This window comes from Candidatus Deferrimicrobiaceae bacterium (assembly GCA_036504035.1).
GTDB lineage: Bacteria > Desulfobacterota > Deferrimicrobia > Deferrimicrobiales > Deferrimicrobiaceae > JANXPS01.
Genome location: DASXVV010000002.1, coordinates 42,549 through 57,743 on the forward strand (window position 1 = coordinate 42,549; position 15,195 = coordinate 57,743).

The 15,195-nt window shown below is 66.5% G+C and carries 19 protein-coding genes; 1 reads left to right on the top strand and 18 read right to left on the bottom strand.

Annotated features, from left to right (window positions below):
* Window positions 1-4 precede the first annotated feature (4 nt).
* The 18 genes from dnaG to rho form a co-directional block, all read right to left on the bottom strand.
* Window positions 5-1,834: a DNA primase gene (gene dnaG, locus VGK27_00200; protein HEY3488521.1), complete on the bottom strand. Its 1,830-nt coding sequence runs from the start codon at window positions 1,832-1,834 to the stop codon at window positions 5-7.
* 88 nt (window positions 1,835-1,922) lie between these two features.
* The gene (locus VGK27_00205; protein HEY3488522.1) at window positions 1,923-2,369 is read right to left on the bottom strand and encodes a GatB/YqeY domain-containing protein; all 447 of its coding nucleotides are present in this window, start codon (window positions 2,367-2,369) and stop codon (window positions 1,923-1,925) included.
* A 5-nt stretch (window positions 2,370-2,374) separates the two neighbouring features.
* Window positions 2,375-2,572 carry a 30S ribosomal protein S21 gene (gene rpsU / locus VGK27_00210; GenBank protein ID HEY3488523.1) on the bottom strand — a complete coding sequence of 66 codons (198 nt, stop codon included), beginning with the start codon at window positions 2,570-2,572 and terminating at the stop codon, window positions 2,375-2,377.
* A 79-nt stretch (window positions 2,573-2,651) separates the two neighbouring features.
* Window positions 2,652-2,927, bottom strand: a complete 276-nt coding sequence (locus VGK27_00215; GenBank protein ID HEY3488524.1) for a pyrimidine/purine nucleoside phosphorylase — start codon at window positions 2,925-2,927, stop codon at window positions 2,652-2,654.
* A 12-nt stretch (window positions 2,928-2,939) separates the two neighbouring features.
* Window positions 2,940-3,287, bottom strand: coding sequence for a histidine triad nucleotide-binding protein (locus tag VGK27_00220; GenBank protein ID HEY3488525.1), 348 nt, complete (start codon window positions 3,285-3,287; stop codon window positions 2,940-2,942).
* A gap of 2 nt (window positions 3,288-3,289) precedes the next feature.
* A complete protein-coding gene (gene hisI, locus VGK27_00225) occupies window positions 3,290-3,634 on the bottom strand; it encodes a phosphoribosyl-AMP cyclohydrolase (protein ID HEY3488526.1) in 345 nt (114 codons plus the stop codon).
* A gap of 32 nt (window positions 3,635-3,666) precedes the next feature.
* On the bottom strand, window positions 3,667-4,449 hold the full coding sequence (gene hisF / locus VGK27_00230; protein ID HEY3488527.1) for an imidazole glycerol phosphate synthase subunit HisF: 783 nt from the start codon (window positions 4,447-4,449) through the stop codon (window positions 3,667-3,669).
* Window positions 4,446-5,177: a 1-(5-phosphoribosyl)-5-[(5-phosphoribosylamino)methylideneamino]imidazole-4-carboxamide isomerase gene (gene hisA, locus VGK27_00235; protein HEY3488528.1), complete on the bottom strand. Its 732-nt coding sequence runs from the start codon at window positions 5,175-5,177 to the stop codon at window positions 4,446-4,448. The genes hisF and hisA overlap by 4 nt, the downstream gene beginning before the upstream one ends.
* 5 nt (window positions 5,178-5,182) lie before the next feature.
* Complete coding sequence (gene hisH, locus VGK27_00240; protein HEY3488529.1) at window positions 5,183-5,851, bottom strand: imidazole glycerol phosphate synthase subunit HisH; 669 nt, start codon at window positions 5,849-5,851, stop codon at window positions 5,183-5,185.
* Window positions 5,848-6,438: an imidazoleglycerol-phosphate dehydratase HisB gene (gene hisB, locus VGK27_00245; GenBank protein ID HEY3488530.1), complete on the bottom strand. Its 591-nt coding sequence runs from the start codon at window positions 6,436-6,438 to the stop codon at window positions 5,848-5,850. Before hisB ends, hisH begins: the two co-directional genes overlap by 4 nt.
* Before the next feature lie 5 nt (window positions 6,439-6,443).
* Window positions 6,444-7,727: a histidinol dehydrogenase gene (hisD, locus tag VGK27_00250; GenBank protein ID HEY3488531.1), complete on the bottom strand. Its 1,284-nt coding sequence runs from the start codon at window positions 7,725-7,727 to the stop codon at window positions 6,444-6,446.
* Window positions 7,728-7,755: 28 nt separating this feature from the next.
* Window positions 7,756-9,087, bottom strand: a complete 1,332-nt coding sequence (gene murA / locus VGK27_00255; protein HEY3488532.1) for a UDP-N-acetylglucosamine 1-carboxyvinyltransferase — start codon at window positions 9,085-9,087, stop codon at window positions 7,756-7,758.
* Window positions 9,041-9,889, bottom strand: a complete 849-nt coding sequence (gene prmC, locus VGK27_00260) for a peptide chain release factor N(5)-glutamine methyltransferase (protein HEY3488533.1) — start codon at window positions 9,887-9,889, stop codon at window positions 9,041-9,043. The genes murA and prmC overlap by 47 nt, the downstream gene beginning before the upstream one ends.
* A complete protein-coding gene (gene prfA, locus VGK27_00265; protein ID HEY3488534.1) occupies window positions 9,886-10,959 on the bottom strand; it encodes a peptide chain release factor 1 in 1,074 nt (357 codons plus the stop codon). The genes prmC and prfA overlap by 4 nt, the downstream gene beginning before the upstream one ends.
* Entirely contained in the window at window positions 10,943-11,938 is a 996-nt protein-coding gene (locus VGK27_00270; protein HEY3488535.1) for a DUF1385 domain-containing protein, read from the bottom strand. The genes prfA and VGK27_00270 overlap by 17 nt, the downstream gene beginning before the upstream one ends.
* A 7-nt stretch (window positions 11,939-11,945) precedes the next feature.
* Window positions 11,946-12,680, bottom strand: coding sequence for an FAD-dependent thymidylate synthase (gene thyX, locus VGK27_00275; GenBank protein HEY3488536.1), 735 nt, complete (start codon window positions 12,678-12,680; stop codon window positions 11,946-11,948).
* Window positions 12,681-12,717: 37 nt separating this feature from the next.
* Window positions 12,718-12,918: a 50S ribosomal protein L31 gene (rpmE, locus tag VGK27_00280; protein ID HEY3488537.1), complete on the bottom strand. Its 201-nt coding sequence runs from the start codon at window positions 12,916-12,918 to the stop codon at window positions 12,718-12,720.
* 27 nt (window positions 12,919-12,945) lie between these two features.
* Window positions 12,946-14,193 carry a transcription termination factor Rho gene (rho, locus tag VGK27_00285; protein ID HEY3488538.1) on the bottom strand — a complete coding sequence of 416 codons (1,248 nt, stop codon included), beginning with the start codon at window positions 14,191-14,193 and terminating at the stop codon, window positions 12,946-12,948.
* Window positions 14,194-14,262: 69 nt separating this feature from the next.
* Between rho and VGK27_00290 the strand changes: the two genes are divergently transcribed.
* Window positions 14,263-15,156 (top strand): IS4 family transposase, encoded by an 894-nt coding sequence (locus VGK27_00290; protein HEY3488539.1) that lies wholly within the window; start codon window positions 14,263-14,265, stop codon window positions 15,154-15,156.
* The last annotated feature ends 39 nt before the right edge of the window (window positions 15,157-15,195 follow it).

The window sequence follows — 15,195 nt, forward strand, 5'->3', positions numbered from 1 at the left end:
CGACTCACCTCGTCAGATCGATTCGTTTCCGTTTCAGATATTCGAGTTCCTTGCCTGCGGCGAATTGGCCCCCGGATGCAGCCTGTGCCGCCACCCGATCGCCCGTCGTCTCGGCCTCGCGGATGACCCCGCCCAGACGTTCGATCTCCCGCTCCCGCTCCCGGATGCGTAACGCCAGCGCGGTCTCGGGATATTCGCTGCGCGCCTTTTCGGGCGCCAACGCCCCTCCGGCAAGCGCCGCCGCGATACGCCGACGGACCGCGTCGGGCACCGTCTCGTCGTCGAGCAGCCCGCTCAGCGTGGGCGATTCGGCGCTTTCAGCCCGCCCGGCCAACATCGTCAGCAACTGCCGGACATCCTCGTCGGAAACCAGCGCCGGAAGGCCGTCGGCCGTCACTTCCCGGATCAGCCCCGGGTCGCCTGCCAGCAGGCGGAGCAGCATGTCTTCGCACCGATCGACGGGCGGCAAGGTCTTTCCCGCCTCGTCCCGGGCGCCCCCCATGGTTATCGGATGCGCGGACTGCGCCGCCGATTCGTGGCGTACCGCCCCCGCGGCGACCCGATCGAGGTGCGCCGTCACGTCGTCCTCGGGCAGCCCGGTCGCCGCAGCCAGCCGCCTGACGTAGAGGCGCCGCTCGGCCTCGTCGACCACCCAGGCGATGTAGGGCCCCACCCGCCGCAGGTAGGCGAGCTTGCCGCGGATCTCGCCCAGGTCGTACCGGGAGGCGATCCGCGCCTCGATGTGCTGGAGGAGCGGGATCGCTTCGGCGACCTTTTTCGCCAGGTCGGGCGCCGGAAGCGCCCGGGCCCAGTCGTCGGGATCCTGCCCCTTGGGCGGAAACAGCACCAGAGGGCTGATCCCCGCCTCATAAAGCGGCGCGCCCGCCTTGCCCGCGGCCCGCTCGCCGGCAAGATCGCCGTCGAAGAACAGGACGACTTCTTCGGCCAGCCGCTTGAGCATCCGGGCGTGCTGCTCGGTCAGCGCGGTGCCGCACGTCGCCACGACATTGCGGACCCCCTTCTGCCAGAGCGAGATGAGGTCGAGATATCCCTCGACCACCAGCACCCGCCCTTCGGACCGGATCGGGCGCAGCGCCTGGAAGAGCCCGTAGAGGACCGCGCTCTTCTTGTAGAGCGGCGACTCGGGCGAATTGAGGTACTTGGGCTGGGCGTCGCCCATGGCGCGCCCGCCGAAGCCGCAGACCCGGCCCCGCGCATCGGTGATGGGAAAGAGCAGCCTGCCGCGGAACCGTTCCCGGAATCCGCCCCCCTCCTTCGCCAGGAGGAGTCCCGCCTTCTCGGCCTGGGCAAGGTCGATCCCCTCGGCGCCCAGTGCCCGGAGCAGGTCGTTCCCGCCCCCGCCGTATCCGAGGAAAAACTCCTGTTCGGCTTCGGCTTCCACGCCGCGCCTTCGAACGAGCTCCCGCGCCCCCTCAGCGACCGGCGACTTGCGCAGGAGGTCGCGGTAGAAATCGGCCGCGAACCGGAGCACCCGGTGAAGATCCTCGCCCGGCTGCCGGGCCCCGCTTCCCTGCTCGTATTTCAGCGTGATGCCGTACCGGTCGGCCAGCTCCTCGACCGCCTCGGGGAAGCCGAGGTTGCGCGCCTTCATCAGGAAATGAAAGACCGACCCGCCCTCGCCGCAGCCGAAGCAGTGGAAGATCTGTCTGGAGGGATGAACGTGGAATGATGGCGTCTTCTCCCGGTGGAACGGGCAAAGCCCCCGATATCCGGAACCGCTTCGCGACAGCGGCACGGTCTCGGAGATCACCTCGACGATGTCGGCCCTGTCCCGTATCTCCCGGATCGAACTTTCGGATATCCGGCCTCCCAAATGCCCCCCGGTAGCTGCCGGCCGTGGAAAGACAAAAAAATCTCCGGTGACGGCCGTCACCGGAGACGCCATGGACGCCCCCCCGGAACTACCCCGCCAGGACGCGGCGAACGATCTCGTTGACCAGCTTGCCGTCGGCACGACCGGCGATCTTCGGCATGAGCGCCTTCATCACGCGCCCCATGTCGGCCGCACCCTTCGCCCCCTCGGCGGAAACCGTCTCGCGCACGATCGACTCGACTTCGGCCTCGGAAATCCCCTGCGGCAGGTAGACTTCGAGCACCCGGATCTCGGCGCCTTCCTTTTCGACCAGGTCGGGGCGATTGCCCTTGGTGAACATCTCGATCGACTCGCGGCGGCGCTTGACCATGGAGGCGAGCATCTTGATCACGGATTCGTCGGAAAGCGGTTCGTGCGTCTCGATCTCGCGGTACTTGATCTCGGACAGCGCCATCCGCAAAGCAGAAAGGGCCAAGGAGTCGCGCTCCTTGGCCGCCTTCTGCATATCTTGCCGCAAACGTTCGTGAAGAGACATCTGCGCTACCTGCTCATCTTCTTCATTTTCTTCAAAGCGCGCTTCCTGGCCGCCAGCGCTTTCTTCTTGCGCTTGACGCTGGGCTTTTCGTAATGTTCACGCTTGCGGATCTCCGACAGGATCCCGGCCTTCTCGCACTGTTTCTTGAAACGCTTGAGAACGCTTTCGAAGGGCTCCTCTTCCTTGACTCGGACGCCCGGCATATAAAAATCACCCCTTCCATCACCAACTGACAACCGTAAAACGCCTTATTGTACGCCGTTGAACGATAAAGTCAATCGGTCAGCGATACCTGCAGAGGTAGGCGACGGGGGCCCCGGCCCGGACCTCGAAGGTGACGCCGGGAGGCACGGTGAAGGACCGGCCGGCGGCGGCCGTCGCCCAGTCGGCGCCCGGAAGGCGATAGTCGAGCGAGCCCGTCACCACCGACATCACCTCTTCGGTGGAGGTGCCGAAGGCGTAGTTCCCCGGGTCGATCACCCCGACGGTGGCCTTGCCCGCGACATCCTCGAACCCGAGGCTCTGGACGCCGCCCTCGAAATAGACGCTGTGCTTCATCGACACGGCCTTTCAGCCCATCTTCGCTTCGAGCTGACGGCCGCCGATCAGGTGGAGGTGGAGGTGCTGGACGGTCTGGCCTCCCTGCTCGCCGTTGTTGATGACGATGCGATAGCCGGACTCGCCCACGCCCAGGTCGTCGGCAAGCTTCGCGGCGACGCGCAGCGCCTTCCCGAGCAGCTGCTCGTCCCCCTTGCCCATGTCGTTGAGGTTGTCCATGTGCTCCTTCGGGACGATCAGGACGTGGACCGGCGCGACGGGATGAAGGTCATGGAACGCCACGATGTCGTGGTCTTCATGCACCGTCTTCGATGGAACTTTCTTCTGGGCAATCTTGCAGAAAAGGCAATCGTCGCTCATGATCATCCTCCGACGCGCTTGAACGCGCTGCGATAAAAGCAGGTCCGCTCGCCCGTGTGGCACGCGGCGCCCTGCTGGCGAACCCGGTAAAGGAGCGTGTCGACGTCGCAGTCGTACAACACCTCGTCGACGTCCTGGAAGTGACCCGAGGTGAGCCCCTTCTCCCACAGCTCCTTGCGGGAGCGGCTCCAGTAGGTGGCGTGCTGCGTCTTGTAGGTGTTCCGGATCGCCTCGGCGTTCGCCCACGCCACCATCAGCACCGCGTTGTCGGACACGTCCTGCGTCACCACGGGCACCAGTCCCCGATCGTCGAACTTCACCAAGGCAATCAATTCTTCGGCCGTCATATCCCCTTCTCCTGTTTTCTTCTTCGTTTGTGCTACCGTTTTACCGGCCGGGGCCGGACCGGAATGCCGCGGTCCCGCAGGAAATCGCGTGCCTGCCCGACCGTAAATTCGCCGTAGTGGAAGATCGACGCCGCGAGCACGGCATCGGCGCCGCCCTCGGTCAGGCCGTCGGCCAGGTGCTCGAGGCTGCCCACGCCGCCCGACGCGATGACCGGGATGCCCACCCGGTCGGAGATCGCCCGCGTCAGCGGCAGGTCGTAGCCGTCGCGCGTGCCGTCGCGGTCCATGCTCGTCAAGAGGATCTCGCCCGACCCGTATTCTTCCATGCGCGCCGCCCATTCGACCGCGTCGATGCCCGTGGCCTTCCGGCCGCCGTGGGTGTAGACCTCCCACTTGCCCGGGTTACCCGGAACCGCGCGGGCGTCGATGGCGACGACGGTGCACTGGCTGCCGAACCGCTCGGCCGCCTCGCGCACGAATTCGGGGCGGAACACCGCCGCCGTGTTGATCGACACCTTGTCGGCGCCCGCCTTGAGCAGCGCGCGGATATCGTCGACGGTGCGGACGCCGCCGCCGACCGTGAGCGGCATGAACACCTGCTCGGCCGTGCGGGAGACGACGTCGAGAATCGTGTCGCGCTGCTCGTGCGACGCGGTAATGTCGAGGAACACCAGCTCGTCGGCTTCCTCGCGGTCGTAACGCCGCGCCACCTCGACCGGGTCGCCCGCGTCCTTGAGGTCGAGGAACTTGACCCCCTTGACGACGCGGCCGCCGGCGACGTCGAGGCAGGGGATGATGCGGCGCGCGAGCGTCACCTCAGCTCCAGCTCGAGTGCGGAGGCGAGGTCGACCGAGCCGTCGTAGATCGCCCGGCCGATGATGACCGCGTTCACGCCTTCGTCGGACATGGCCGCCAGTTTCTCGACGTCGGACAGCGTGGTCACGCCGCCCGATGCGACGACGGGCGTGGACAACCCCTTCGCGAAGGCGCGGATGCTGTCGAAGTTGGGGCCGGACATCATGCCGTCGCGGGAAATATCGGTGTAGATGAACGCCGAGACGCCGCCCTTTTCCATGGTGCGCGCGAGGTCGACCGCCTGGACTCCGGTCACCTCGACCCAGCCGCGGATGGCCACCGCGCCGTTCTTCGCGTCGATGCCCGCCGCCACCTTGCCGGGATAGGCCTTGGTGATGCGCGACACCTCTTCGGGATCGCGGATGATCGAGGTGCCGAGCACGATGCGGGAGACGCCGCCGCCGAGGTAGCGCGAGGCGGTGTCATAATTGCGGATGCCGCCGCCGACCTCGATCCCGACGTCGACCGAGGTGGCGATGCGCAGGATGGCCTCCATGTTTTCGGGCTTGCCCGAGAAGGCGCCGTCGAGATCGACCACGTGGATGAGGCTCGCCCCCGCCTCGGCGAACCGGCGCGCCACGGCCAGCGGGGAGTCGTCGAACACGGTGACGTCCTCGGCGCGCCCCTGCCGAAGCCGGACCGCCTTGCCGCCCTGGATATCGATCGCCGGAATAACCTGGAACTTCATCTTCTTCACCCTGCCTCGCGGGACAGTCGCCCGAAATTGGAGAGGAGCCGCAAGCCCGCGGACTGGCTCTTCTCGGGGTGGAACTGGACGGCCAGCCGGTTGCCCGTGGCCACCGCAGCCGTGAACGGGATCCCGTAGGACGACCGCGCGGCCACGACCGCAGAATCGGCGGGGTCCACGTAGTAGGAGTGCACGAAATAGAAATAGCTGCCCGAGGGAATGCCGTCGAGCACCGGGTGATCCTTGACCACGTCGATCCGGTTCCAGCCCATATGCGGGATCTTGAGCTTGCGCTCGCCGCCGCCCGGGCGCGGTTCGGTCATGCCGGCGGGAAAGCGCACGACCCTCCCCGGCAGGAAACCGATCCCTTCGTGCCGGCCGAACTCCTCGCTCTCGGTGAACAAAAGTTGCAGCCCCAGGCAGATGCCCAGGAACGGCCGGTCGGACGCGAGGTAATCGGCCAGGAACGGCAGGAGCCCCCCCTGGCGGAGGTTGTCCATGCAGTCGCGGAACGCGCCGACGCCCGGCAGCACGACGCCGCGGCAGCCGGAGAGCACGGAAGGATCGCCGGTGACGACGACGGGAAAGCCGACCGACTCGAGCGCCTTGCCGACGCTGCGCAGGTTGCCCATGCCGTAGTCGACGACCCCGATCGCGTCGCGCCGAAGCGTCAAGCAAGCACTCCCTTGGTGGACATCACGCCTTTGATGCGCGGATCGATCCGGACCGCGTCGGACATCGCCCGGCCGAGCGCCTTGAAGACGGCTTCGACCGTGTGGTGCGCGTTGGAACCGTAGGGCACGTTGACATGGAGGCAAACGCCCGACGACTGGGAGAAGGCACGCATGAACTCCTCGACCAGCTCGACGTCGAACGTCCCGACTTTCTCGGGCGCGAGCGGACAGTTGTAGACGAGATGCGGCCGAGCAGAGATGTCGACCGTCACGTTGGCCAGCGCCTCGATCATGGGGACGCTCGAGAATCCGTAGCGCGCGATGCCCGCCAGGTCGCCCAGCGCCCGCTTGAAGGCCTCGCCCAGGCAGATGCCGACATCCTCGACCAGATGGTGGTAGTCGACATCCGTGTCGCCGGTCGCCCTGATCGTCAGGCCGAACAACCCGTGCCGCGTGAACAGCGTGAGCATGTGGTCGAGGAAGGGAACGGTCGTGGCGATCTCGCCGTCTCCGGTGCCGTCGAGCCGCAAGGCCACCGAGATGTCGGTCTCTTTCGTCTTGCGTTCGAAGCGGGCTTCCCGCGGCATGGGCGTCACCTGTTTTCCTCCTCGACCCGTACCCGGACGGCCTGCGCGTGCGCGGCCAGGCCTTCGCGCTCGGCGAGCCGGATGACGTGCGGTGCATCTTTTTGCAGCGAGCGAATCCCGTATGATACCACGTTGGTTCTCTTGAGGAAGTCGGCCACGCCCAGCGGCGACGAGAAGCGCGCGGCGCCCCCCGTGGGCAGCGTATGGTTGATGCCGGCGATGTAGTCGCCGACGGCGACGGGGCTGTAGCTGCCCAGGAATGCCGTGCCCGCGTTCCGGATGCCGGCCAGCGTCTCGGCGGGCCTGGCGGTCATGATCGCCAGGTGCTCGGGCGCCAGCCGGTTGACGACGTCGATCCCCTCGGCCGCGTCCTTCACGAGGAAGCCGGCCGCGCGGTCGAGCGACGCGGCGAGGATCTCTTTCCGGGGAAGCTTCGGCGCCTGACGCGCGACCTCGGCATCGACCGCCTTCGCCAGCGCGGCGGAATCGGTGACCAGCACCACGAAGGCGTCCTCGTCGTGCTCGGCCTGCGAGAGCAGGTCGGCCGCCGCGTAGACGGGGCTTGCCGTCTCGTCGGCCAGCACCACGAGCTCGCTCGGACCCGCCAGCATGTCGATGCCGACCGTGCCGTAGACCTGCCGCTTGGCCTCGGTGACGTAAGCGTTGCCCGGCCCGACGATCACGTCGACCCTGGGAACGGACTTCGTGCCGAACGCCATCGCGGCGATCGCCTGCGCGCCGCCGATCCGGTAGACCGACGAGACGCCCGCGACCCGGGCGGCCGCCAGCACGACGTCGGGAAGCTCGCCGCCGGGCGCGGAACAGGCCGCGATCACCTCGGGCACCCCCGCGACGCGGGCGGGAATCGCATTCATCAGCAGCGTCGACGGGTACGCCGCCTTGCCGCCCGGAACGTAGACGCCCGCGCGGGCGACCGGCGAGACGCGCTGGCCGATCTGCGCGCCGGGCATGCGCACCTCGTATCCCTGCTGGAGCTGCTTCCGGTGGAATGCCTCGATGCGGGCGGCGGCCAGCTCGAGCGACGCACGCAGGTCGGCGGGCGTCCGCTTCCAGGCGGCCTCGATCTCTTTCGCCGATACGGCGAACCCCTTCTTCCCCGGGTCGAAGCGGTCGAACCGCTTCGTGAAGTCGGCCAGCGCCGCATCGCCCTCGGCGCGGATGCGCGCGATCACGTCGGCCACGACGGGCGCCACCTTCGCGGCGTCGGTCGCCCCCCGGATCTCCGCGGCCGCCAGGGCCTTGCGGAATGCGGTCGTGCCCGTCTTCACCCAACGCAAGGGAATCCTCCTTCGATCACTATTCTTGGACCCGGAGAATCCGGGCGCCGAGCGCGGAAAGCTTGTCTTCGAGCTTCTCGTAGCCGCGGTCGAGATGGTAGATGCGCAGCACCTCGGTCTTTCCTGCCGCCGCGAGGCCGGCCAGGACGAGCGAGGCGGACGCGCGCAGGTCGGTCGCCATCAGCGGGGCGCCCGAGAGCTTCGAGACTCCCTTGATCGCCGCAGTGTTGCCGGAGACGTCGATCTGGGCCCCCATGCGCCGGAGCTCGGCGACGTGCATGAAGCGGTTCTCGAAGATCGTCTCGCTCATGATGCTGAAGCCGTCGCCCAGGCACATGTAGGCCATGAACTGCGCCTGCATGTCGGTGGGGAAGCCCGGGTAGGGCGCGGTCTTGATGTTGACGGATCGGATCGGCCCGCTGCGGCGAACCCGGATGCCGCCCGGCACGACCGTGATGTCGGCGCCGCTCTGCGCCATCTTCTCGAGCAGGGCGTCCATCGTGGCGGGGTCGGCCCCCTCGGCCAGCACGTCGCCGCCGGTGATCGCCCCGGCCAGCAACAGCGTGCCCGCCTCGATCCGGTCGGCCATGACCTCGTAGCGGCAGCCGTGCAGCGCTTCGACGCCGCGGACGACGATCTCCTCGGTGCCTTCCCCCTCGATGTCGGCGCCCATCGCCCGGAGCATCCGGACGAGGTCGATCACCTCGGGCTCGCGCGCGCTGTTCTTGAGCACGGTCGTCCCCTCGGCGAGCGCGGCCGCCATCAGCAGGTTCTCGGTGCCGGTGACCGTGCACATGTCGAACCAGACCGGAGCGCCCTTGAGCCTTCCGACCGCCGCCTCGATGTACCCTTCGGCGAGCGCGGTGATCGCGCCGAGCGCCTCGAGTCCCTTGAGGTGCTGGTCGATGGGGCGGGCCCCGATCGCGCAGCCGCCCGGCATCGAGATGCGGGCGCGGCCGTGGCGTGCCAGCAGCGGCCCCAGCACGAGAACCGAGGCCCGCATCGTCTTGACGAGGTCGTAAGGCGCCTCGGCGCGGGTGACCGTCGTGCCGTCGATCCGGAGCGTCTCGCGGCCGTCGGCGTCGGGGGGGAGCCATTCGACGGTGGCCCCCATCGTGGCGAGCAGCTTGCCGAAGGTGTTGATGTCGCGCAGGCGCGGGATGCCGAAGATGTCGACCGGCCCGTCGGCCAGGAGCGCCGCGGCCATGATCGGCAGCGCCGCATTCTTGGCGCCCGAGACGCGCACCGTGCCGTGAAGCGGCGTTCCGCCCTGGATCTGGAAGATGTCCAGCGTGTGGCTCCTTTTACAGGTCGTTGCGCCAGCCGGCGATGCGGTCGCGCCCGGCCAGATCTTTCAGGACAGCGAGGAAGCGCAGCGTGCCCGACGGGAGCCGGGACACCGCCTTGCCCTGCCGCTCCCCGATCTCGCACCACAGTTCGCCGCCGGGCCGGAGGTGGCGTCCCCCTTCGGAAACCAGTCGCCGAAGCATGTCGAGGCCGTCTGCCCCCGAGAAGAGCGCCGGTTCCGGCTCGAAGCCGAGGACCTCGCGCGGAAGCGTTTCCCGTTCGATTTCGGCAACGTACGGGGGATTCGACACCACTAGATCAAAAGCGCCCGCGCATTTCAAGGCGCAAAATCCGTCGGAGGCGACGAACGCCACCCGGTCGGCGACGCGATGCCGGCGCGCGTTCTCGTGCGCGACCCGCAACGCTCCCGCCGAAACGTCGGTCGCGACCGCCTTCAAGCTGGGCAATTCGGCGGCCAGCGTCACGGCGATCGCCCCGCTGCCCGTGCCCACATCGAGGATGCGCCCGCGCTCGCGGCCGGCGGCCTTGAGCGTCGCGATCGACCGTTCGACGAGCCCCTCGGTCTCGGGACGGGGTATGAGCGTGTCGCGCGTGAGGAGGAACTCGCGGCCGTAGAACTCCCACGCGCCCAGGATGTATTGCACCGGCTCGCCGGCGATCCGGCGGGCGAGCCACCCGTCGAGCCGCGCCTCGAGCTCGCGGACTTCCCGCGCGCCTTCGAGGCGCAGACGCGACCGGGGAATGTTCGCCGCGGCGGCGACGAGGATCTCGGCCTCGTGCGGCGCATCGATCCCCGCCCCGGCCAGCGCGCGGGAAAAGCGCTCGAGCGCTTCCGAGAGCGTCAGTCCTGGGTCCCCTGCTTCAGCGCATCCATCTGCATCTGTGCGATGAGCGCCTCGATGAACGGTTCGAGCCCGCCTTCCATGACCGCGGGCAGGTTGTGCACGGTCAGCCCGATCCTGTGGTCGCTGACCCGGTTCTGCGGGAAGTTGTAGGTGCGGATCCGCTCGCTGCGGTCGCCCGTGCCGACCTGCGACTTGCGCATGTCGGCGCGTTCGGCGGCGGCCTTGGCCTGCTCCTGGTCGAGCAGGCGCGACCGCAGGATCTTCATGGCCTTGTTCTTGTTCTTGAGCTGCGATTTCTCGTCCTGGCACTGCACGACGAGACCGCTCGGGATGTGGGTTATGCGGCATGCCGAGTCGGTCGTGTTGACGCTCTGGCCACCCGGGCCCGAGGAGCGGAACACGTCGATGCGAAGGTCGTCCGGATTCAGCTGGACGTCGACCTCCTCGGCCTCGGGGATGACCGCGACGGTGATGGTGGAAGTGTGGATGCGCCCGCTCGTCTCGGTGGCCGGCACGCGCTGGACGCGGTGTACGCCGCTCTCGTACTTGAGGCGGCTGTAGGCGCCCTTCCCCTCGATCATCGCGATGACTTCCCGCAGGCCGCCGATCCCCGTGTCGTTGTGCGACAGGATCTCGACCTTCCAGCCGCGCGTTCCCGCGTACATCGAGTAGGCGCGGAACAACTCGGCGGCGAACAGCGCCGCCTCTTCGCCGCCCGCCCCGGCCCGGATCTCGATGAGGATGTTCTTGTCGTCGTTGGGGTCCTTCGGCAGCAGCAGGACGCGGATCTCGGCCTCGATCCGCTCGAGCTCGGCGGTCAGGCGCGCCACTTCCTCGCGCGCCATGGTGCGCATCTCGGGATCCTTCTCGGCGTTGAAAAGTTCCTTGTTCTCTTCGAGCTCCTTCTGGGCCTTGAGGTAATCGTCGTAGGCTGCGATCACCGGCCGCAGTTCGGACAGCTCGCGGCCGACGCGCTGCAGCTCGCGGTGGTTGCCGAGCACCGCAGGGTCGGATTGCTGCAGCTCGAGCTCGGGCAGCCGCGCACGGAGCGATTCAAGCTTGCTCCACAAGGGACATCTCCTTTTCATCGGCTTCCGGCCGCGGCAGCACGCGGACAAAGGACGCGAGCGCCACCTCGATCTGGGAAAGGTCGGGCTCGCGCGTGGTCAGCCGCTGGAGCACCAGGCCGGGGGCGACCAGCGCCTTGAACATCGGAGAGTCGAGGTTGCGCGCCGTGAGCCGCAGCACCTCGTAAGAGATGCCGGCGACGACCGGCAGCAGGGCCAGTTTCATCGCCACCTTGACCACCTGCGGGCTGTCGTAGGGGATGAACGAAAAGACCACGATCCCGATCAGCATGACGAACAGGAGGAAGCTCGTGCCGCAGCGCGGGTGCAGCACCGAGTAGGCGCGCACCGCCTCGGGCGTCAGCTCGGCCTTGTGCTCGTAAGCGTTGACGACCTTGTGCTCGGCGCCGTGGTACTGGAATATGCGCCGGATGTCCTTCATGAACGAGATGCCCCCGACGTAGCCGACGAAGACGAGCACGCGGAGGAGACCGTCGATCAGGTTGAACGCGAGCGACCCGGAAAGCGTCGGCCACGTCCGCTGCATCAGCACGGTGAGGAAGTGGGGCAACAGGAAGAAGAGCCCGATGCCCATGGCCAGCGCGAGGCCCATGGCGCCCGCCATGGCCCACTTGTCTCCCGCGTCTTTCTTTTTCGGGCCCGGCGCGGGCGCCGCGATCCCCTTTTCCGCCGCCTCGGCCGCCTCGGCCGCCTCGGCGTCCTCGATGGCCTCGTCGGCCGAGAACTGGAGCGCCTTGTAGCCGATGACCAGCATCGCGGCCATCGTCACGACGCCGCGCACCAGCGGCATCTTCGACAAGCGCACGCGCAGCGCGCTCCCGTCGACGATATCGAAATCGCGGATACGGATCTCGCCGCTCGCCCGGCGCACGGCGACCGAGAACATCTTCGGCCCCTTCATCATGACGCCTTCGATGACGGCCTGGCCGCCCAGCACCAGCTCTTTCGTTTCGGCAGGCATTTGATCCTTATCCTTCCTTCGGTGCGCGCATCGATTTGAACTGTTTTCGGACCTCGACCGCCTGCTTGCAGGCAAACTCGCCTTCGGGACATTTGCCCCGCACGCATCCCGGCCCCGCGTTCTCGAACAGCAGCGGCGCCTGGGCGACCGCGAGCTCGAACATCCGCATGGCCGCCTCCCGGATCTCCCACTGGGCCCGGCGGCACAGCCGGAGGGCGAAGAAGTGGTGCAGCTCGCGGGCGTTCATCGTGACGATGATTTTCGTTTCGGAGGCGTTGGGCAGGACAAAGCGGGCGTCCTCGGCCGGGATTCCGCCCTCGACCAGCGTCGCATAGAGCGCGGCGCTCCGCTCCATGTGCTCGTGGAATAAGGCCGCGAGCCCGGCAGCGCCCTTTCTCTTTTTGCCGTCGTCCGATTCCCCGATGGTCTCGGGCGTGACGTACCCGAAGTCGGCCGAGACGTACCGCTGGCTCTGCTGGGAATAGGAGGCGATCCGGTGCCGCACGAGCTGGTGCGACGCCGCGCGGGAGATTCCCTCGATGCCGAAGGTGAGGACGACGTGTTCGAGAACCGACGCGTGCCCCATGGACAGGACGCGCCGGACGAACGTACGGATGTCTTTGGCCGAGATCTGTTCGCCCAGCTCGGCTATGGACGCGGGGGAATAGCACAAACGGGCCGCGAGTGCGACCAGCCGCTCGGGTTCCGGCGTGCAACGAAGCAGGACGACGCTAGCCCGCATTTCTCACCAGTTCCCTACTGCGTCGGCGGATACGGGATCAGCCCTTTCCGTACTTCTTCTGGAACTTCTCGATGCGGCCGGCGGTGTCGATCAGCTTCTGCTTGCCGGTGAAGAACGGGTGGCACTGCGAGCAGATGGCGACCTTGATCTCGTCGTTCACCGAGGTGCTTTCGAAGCTGTTCCCGCAGACGCACTTGACGACGGCGGGGATGTACTTGGGGTGGATGCCTTCCTTCATGACTCGTTTCTCTCCTCTTCCTGATGGTTACGCGTTCATGGACTCGAGAAAGTCCTTGTTGGTCTTGGTCTTGGCGATCTTGTCGAGCAGGAATTCCATGCTTTCGGCGGGCGAGAGCGGCGACAGGAACTTGCGCAGCACCCAGACGCGCTGGAGGACGCTCTTGTCGAGCAGCAGCTCTTCCTTGCGCGTGCCCGACTTGTTGATGTCGATGGCGGGGAAGATGCGCTTCTCGGAGATCTTGCGGTCGAGGACGAGCTCCATGTTGCCGGTGCCCTTGAACTCCTCGAAGATGACCTCGTCCATCCGGCTGCCGGTCTCGATGAGCGCCGTCGCGATGATCGTGAGCGAACCGCCTTCTTCGATGTTGCGCGCCGCGCCGAAGAAACGCTTGGGCTTCTGGAGGGCGTTGGCGTCGACGCCGCCCGAGAGCACCTTGCCGGACGGGGGAACGACCGCGTTGTAGGCGCGCGCGAGGCGCGTGATGGAGTCGAGCAGGATGACGACGTCCTTCTTGTGCTCGACCAGCCGCTTGGCCTTCTCGAGCACCATCTCGGCGACCTGGACGTGGCGCTGCGCGGGCTCGTCGAAGGTCGAGGAGATGACCTCGCCGGTGACGGAGCGCTGCATGTCGGTCACTTCCTCGGGACGCTCGTCGATGAGCAGGACGATGAGCACCACCTCGGGGTGGTTCTTGGCCAGCGCGTTGGCGATGTTCTGCATGATCACGGTCTTGCCCGCGCGGGGCGGCGAGGTGATGAGCGCCCGCTGCCCTTTCCCGATCGGCGACGCGAGGTCGATGACGCGGGTCGCGTAGTTGTCGGAGGCGTGCTCGAGCATGAACCGTTCCTGCGGGTAGAGCGGCGTCAGGTTGTCGAAGAGGATCTTGTCCTTGCTGACCTCGGGCTCCTCGAAGTTGATCTTCTCGACCTTGAGCAGCGCGAAGTAGCGCTCCTCGCCCTTGGGCGCCCGAATCTGCCCGCTGATCGTGTCGCCGGTGCGCAGCGCGAAGCGGCGGATCTGCGAGGGGGAGACATAGATGTCGTCGGGACCCGGGAGATAGTTGGAGTCGGGGGAGCGAAGGAAGCCGTACCCGTCGGGCAGCACCTCGAGGACTCCCTCGCCGGAAACGACGACCTCGTGGTCGGTCTGCGCCTGCAGGATGGCGAAGATCAGCTCCTGCTTCTTCAAGCCGGCCGCGTTATCGACGTTGAGGTTCTTGGCGAGGTCGGTCAGGTCGCCGATACGCATGGCTTTCAGGTCTTTCAGATTCATGCAGCTTCTCCCGAGCAAAATGATTCCTATGGAATGGATTGGGTCTTACACCGAACCGGTTTGTTAAAGATGGATTTGGAAAGACTCCGGCAGGACCGCAATACTGGGGTTACTTCATCATTCTCATTCGCCGGGTGCGATGTGTCAAGCGGAAATCAGCACAGCGGAAATCACCGAGACGCGTGGCAACACCATGACCCGCGGCACCGGAAGACCAAGGGAGCGGTAAAGTTGCACCTGCTCCTGGACCACGAAGGGTACCTGCCGGTCTTCGCCCACATTACGGAAGGCAACGTTCACGAAGTCAACATGGCCAACGACCTGTCGCTCCCGGCAGGGTCCATCGTCGCCATGGACCGCGGATACAACGACTACGGCCTCTTCGCGAAGTGGACCGAGCAAGGCGTTTTCTTCGTGACCCGCCTGAAAGACAACGCTCTCTACCACGTCGTCGAAGAGCACGCCGTTCAGGAGCGCGGACCCGTCCTTGAAGACCAGACCATCGAACTGGATGGCGCCGCCGCTCAAAAGAAGTGCCCCCACCGGCTGCGCCGGGTCAAGGTGTGGGATGCCGAAAACAAGCGGACGATCGCCTTGCTTCCCAACAATATGAAACTCGCCTCGGTGACGATCGCCGCGATCTGCAAGGATCGATGGCAGATCGAGATCTTCTTCAAGACGATCAAGCAGAACCTGAAGGTCAAGACGTTCGTGGGGACAAGCGCGAACGCTCTCAAGATCCAGATTTGGACAGCATTGATCGCGATCCTGCTGCTGAAGTACCTGCAGTTCCGGTCGCGGATCGCCTGGTCGCTCTCCAATCTCGTGGCGTTGCTTCGGTATAACCTGTTCACCTACAGGGTTTTGTGGGCCTGGCTGGACGATCCGTTCGAAACCCCGCCGCGAGGAGCAACTGGTGTTGTTGGGGCGCAGATTTGGACAGCATCGGACGAAACGCTGTAAACCTGAACTCGGTATCGGCCATTCTCCGTCCAAAACCCC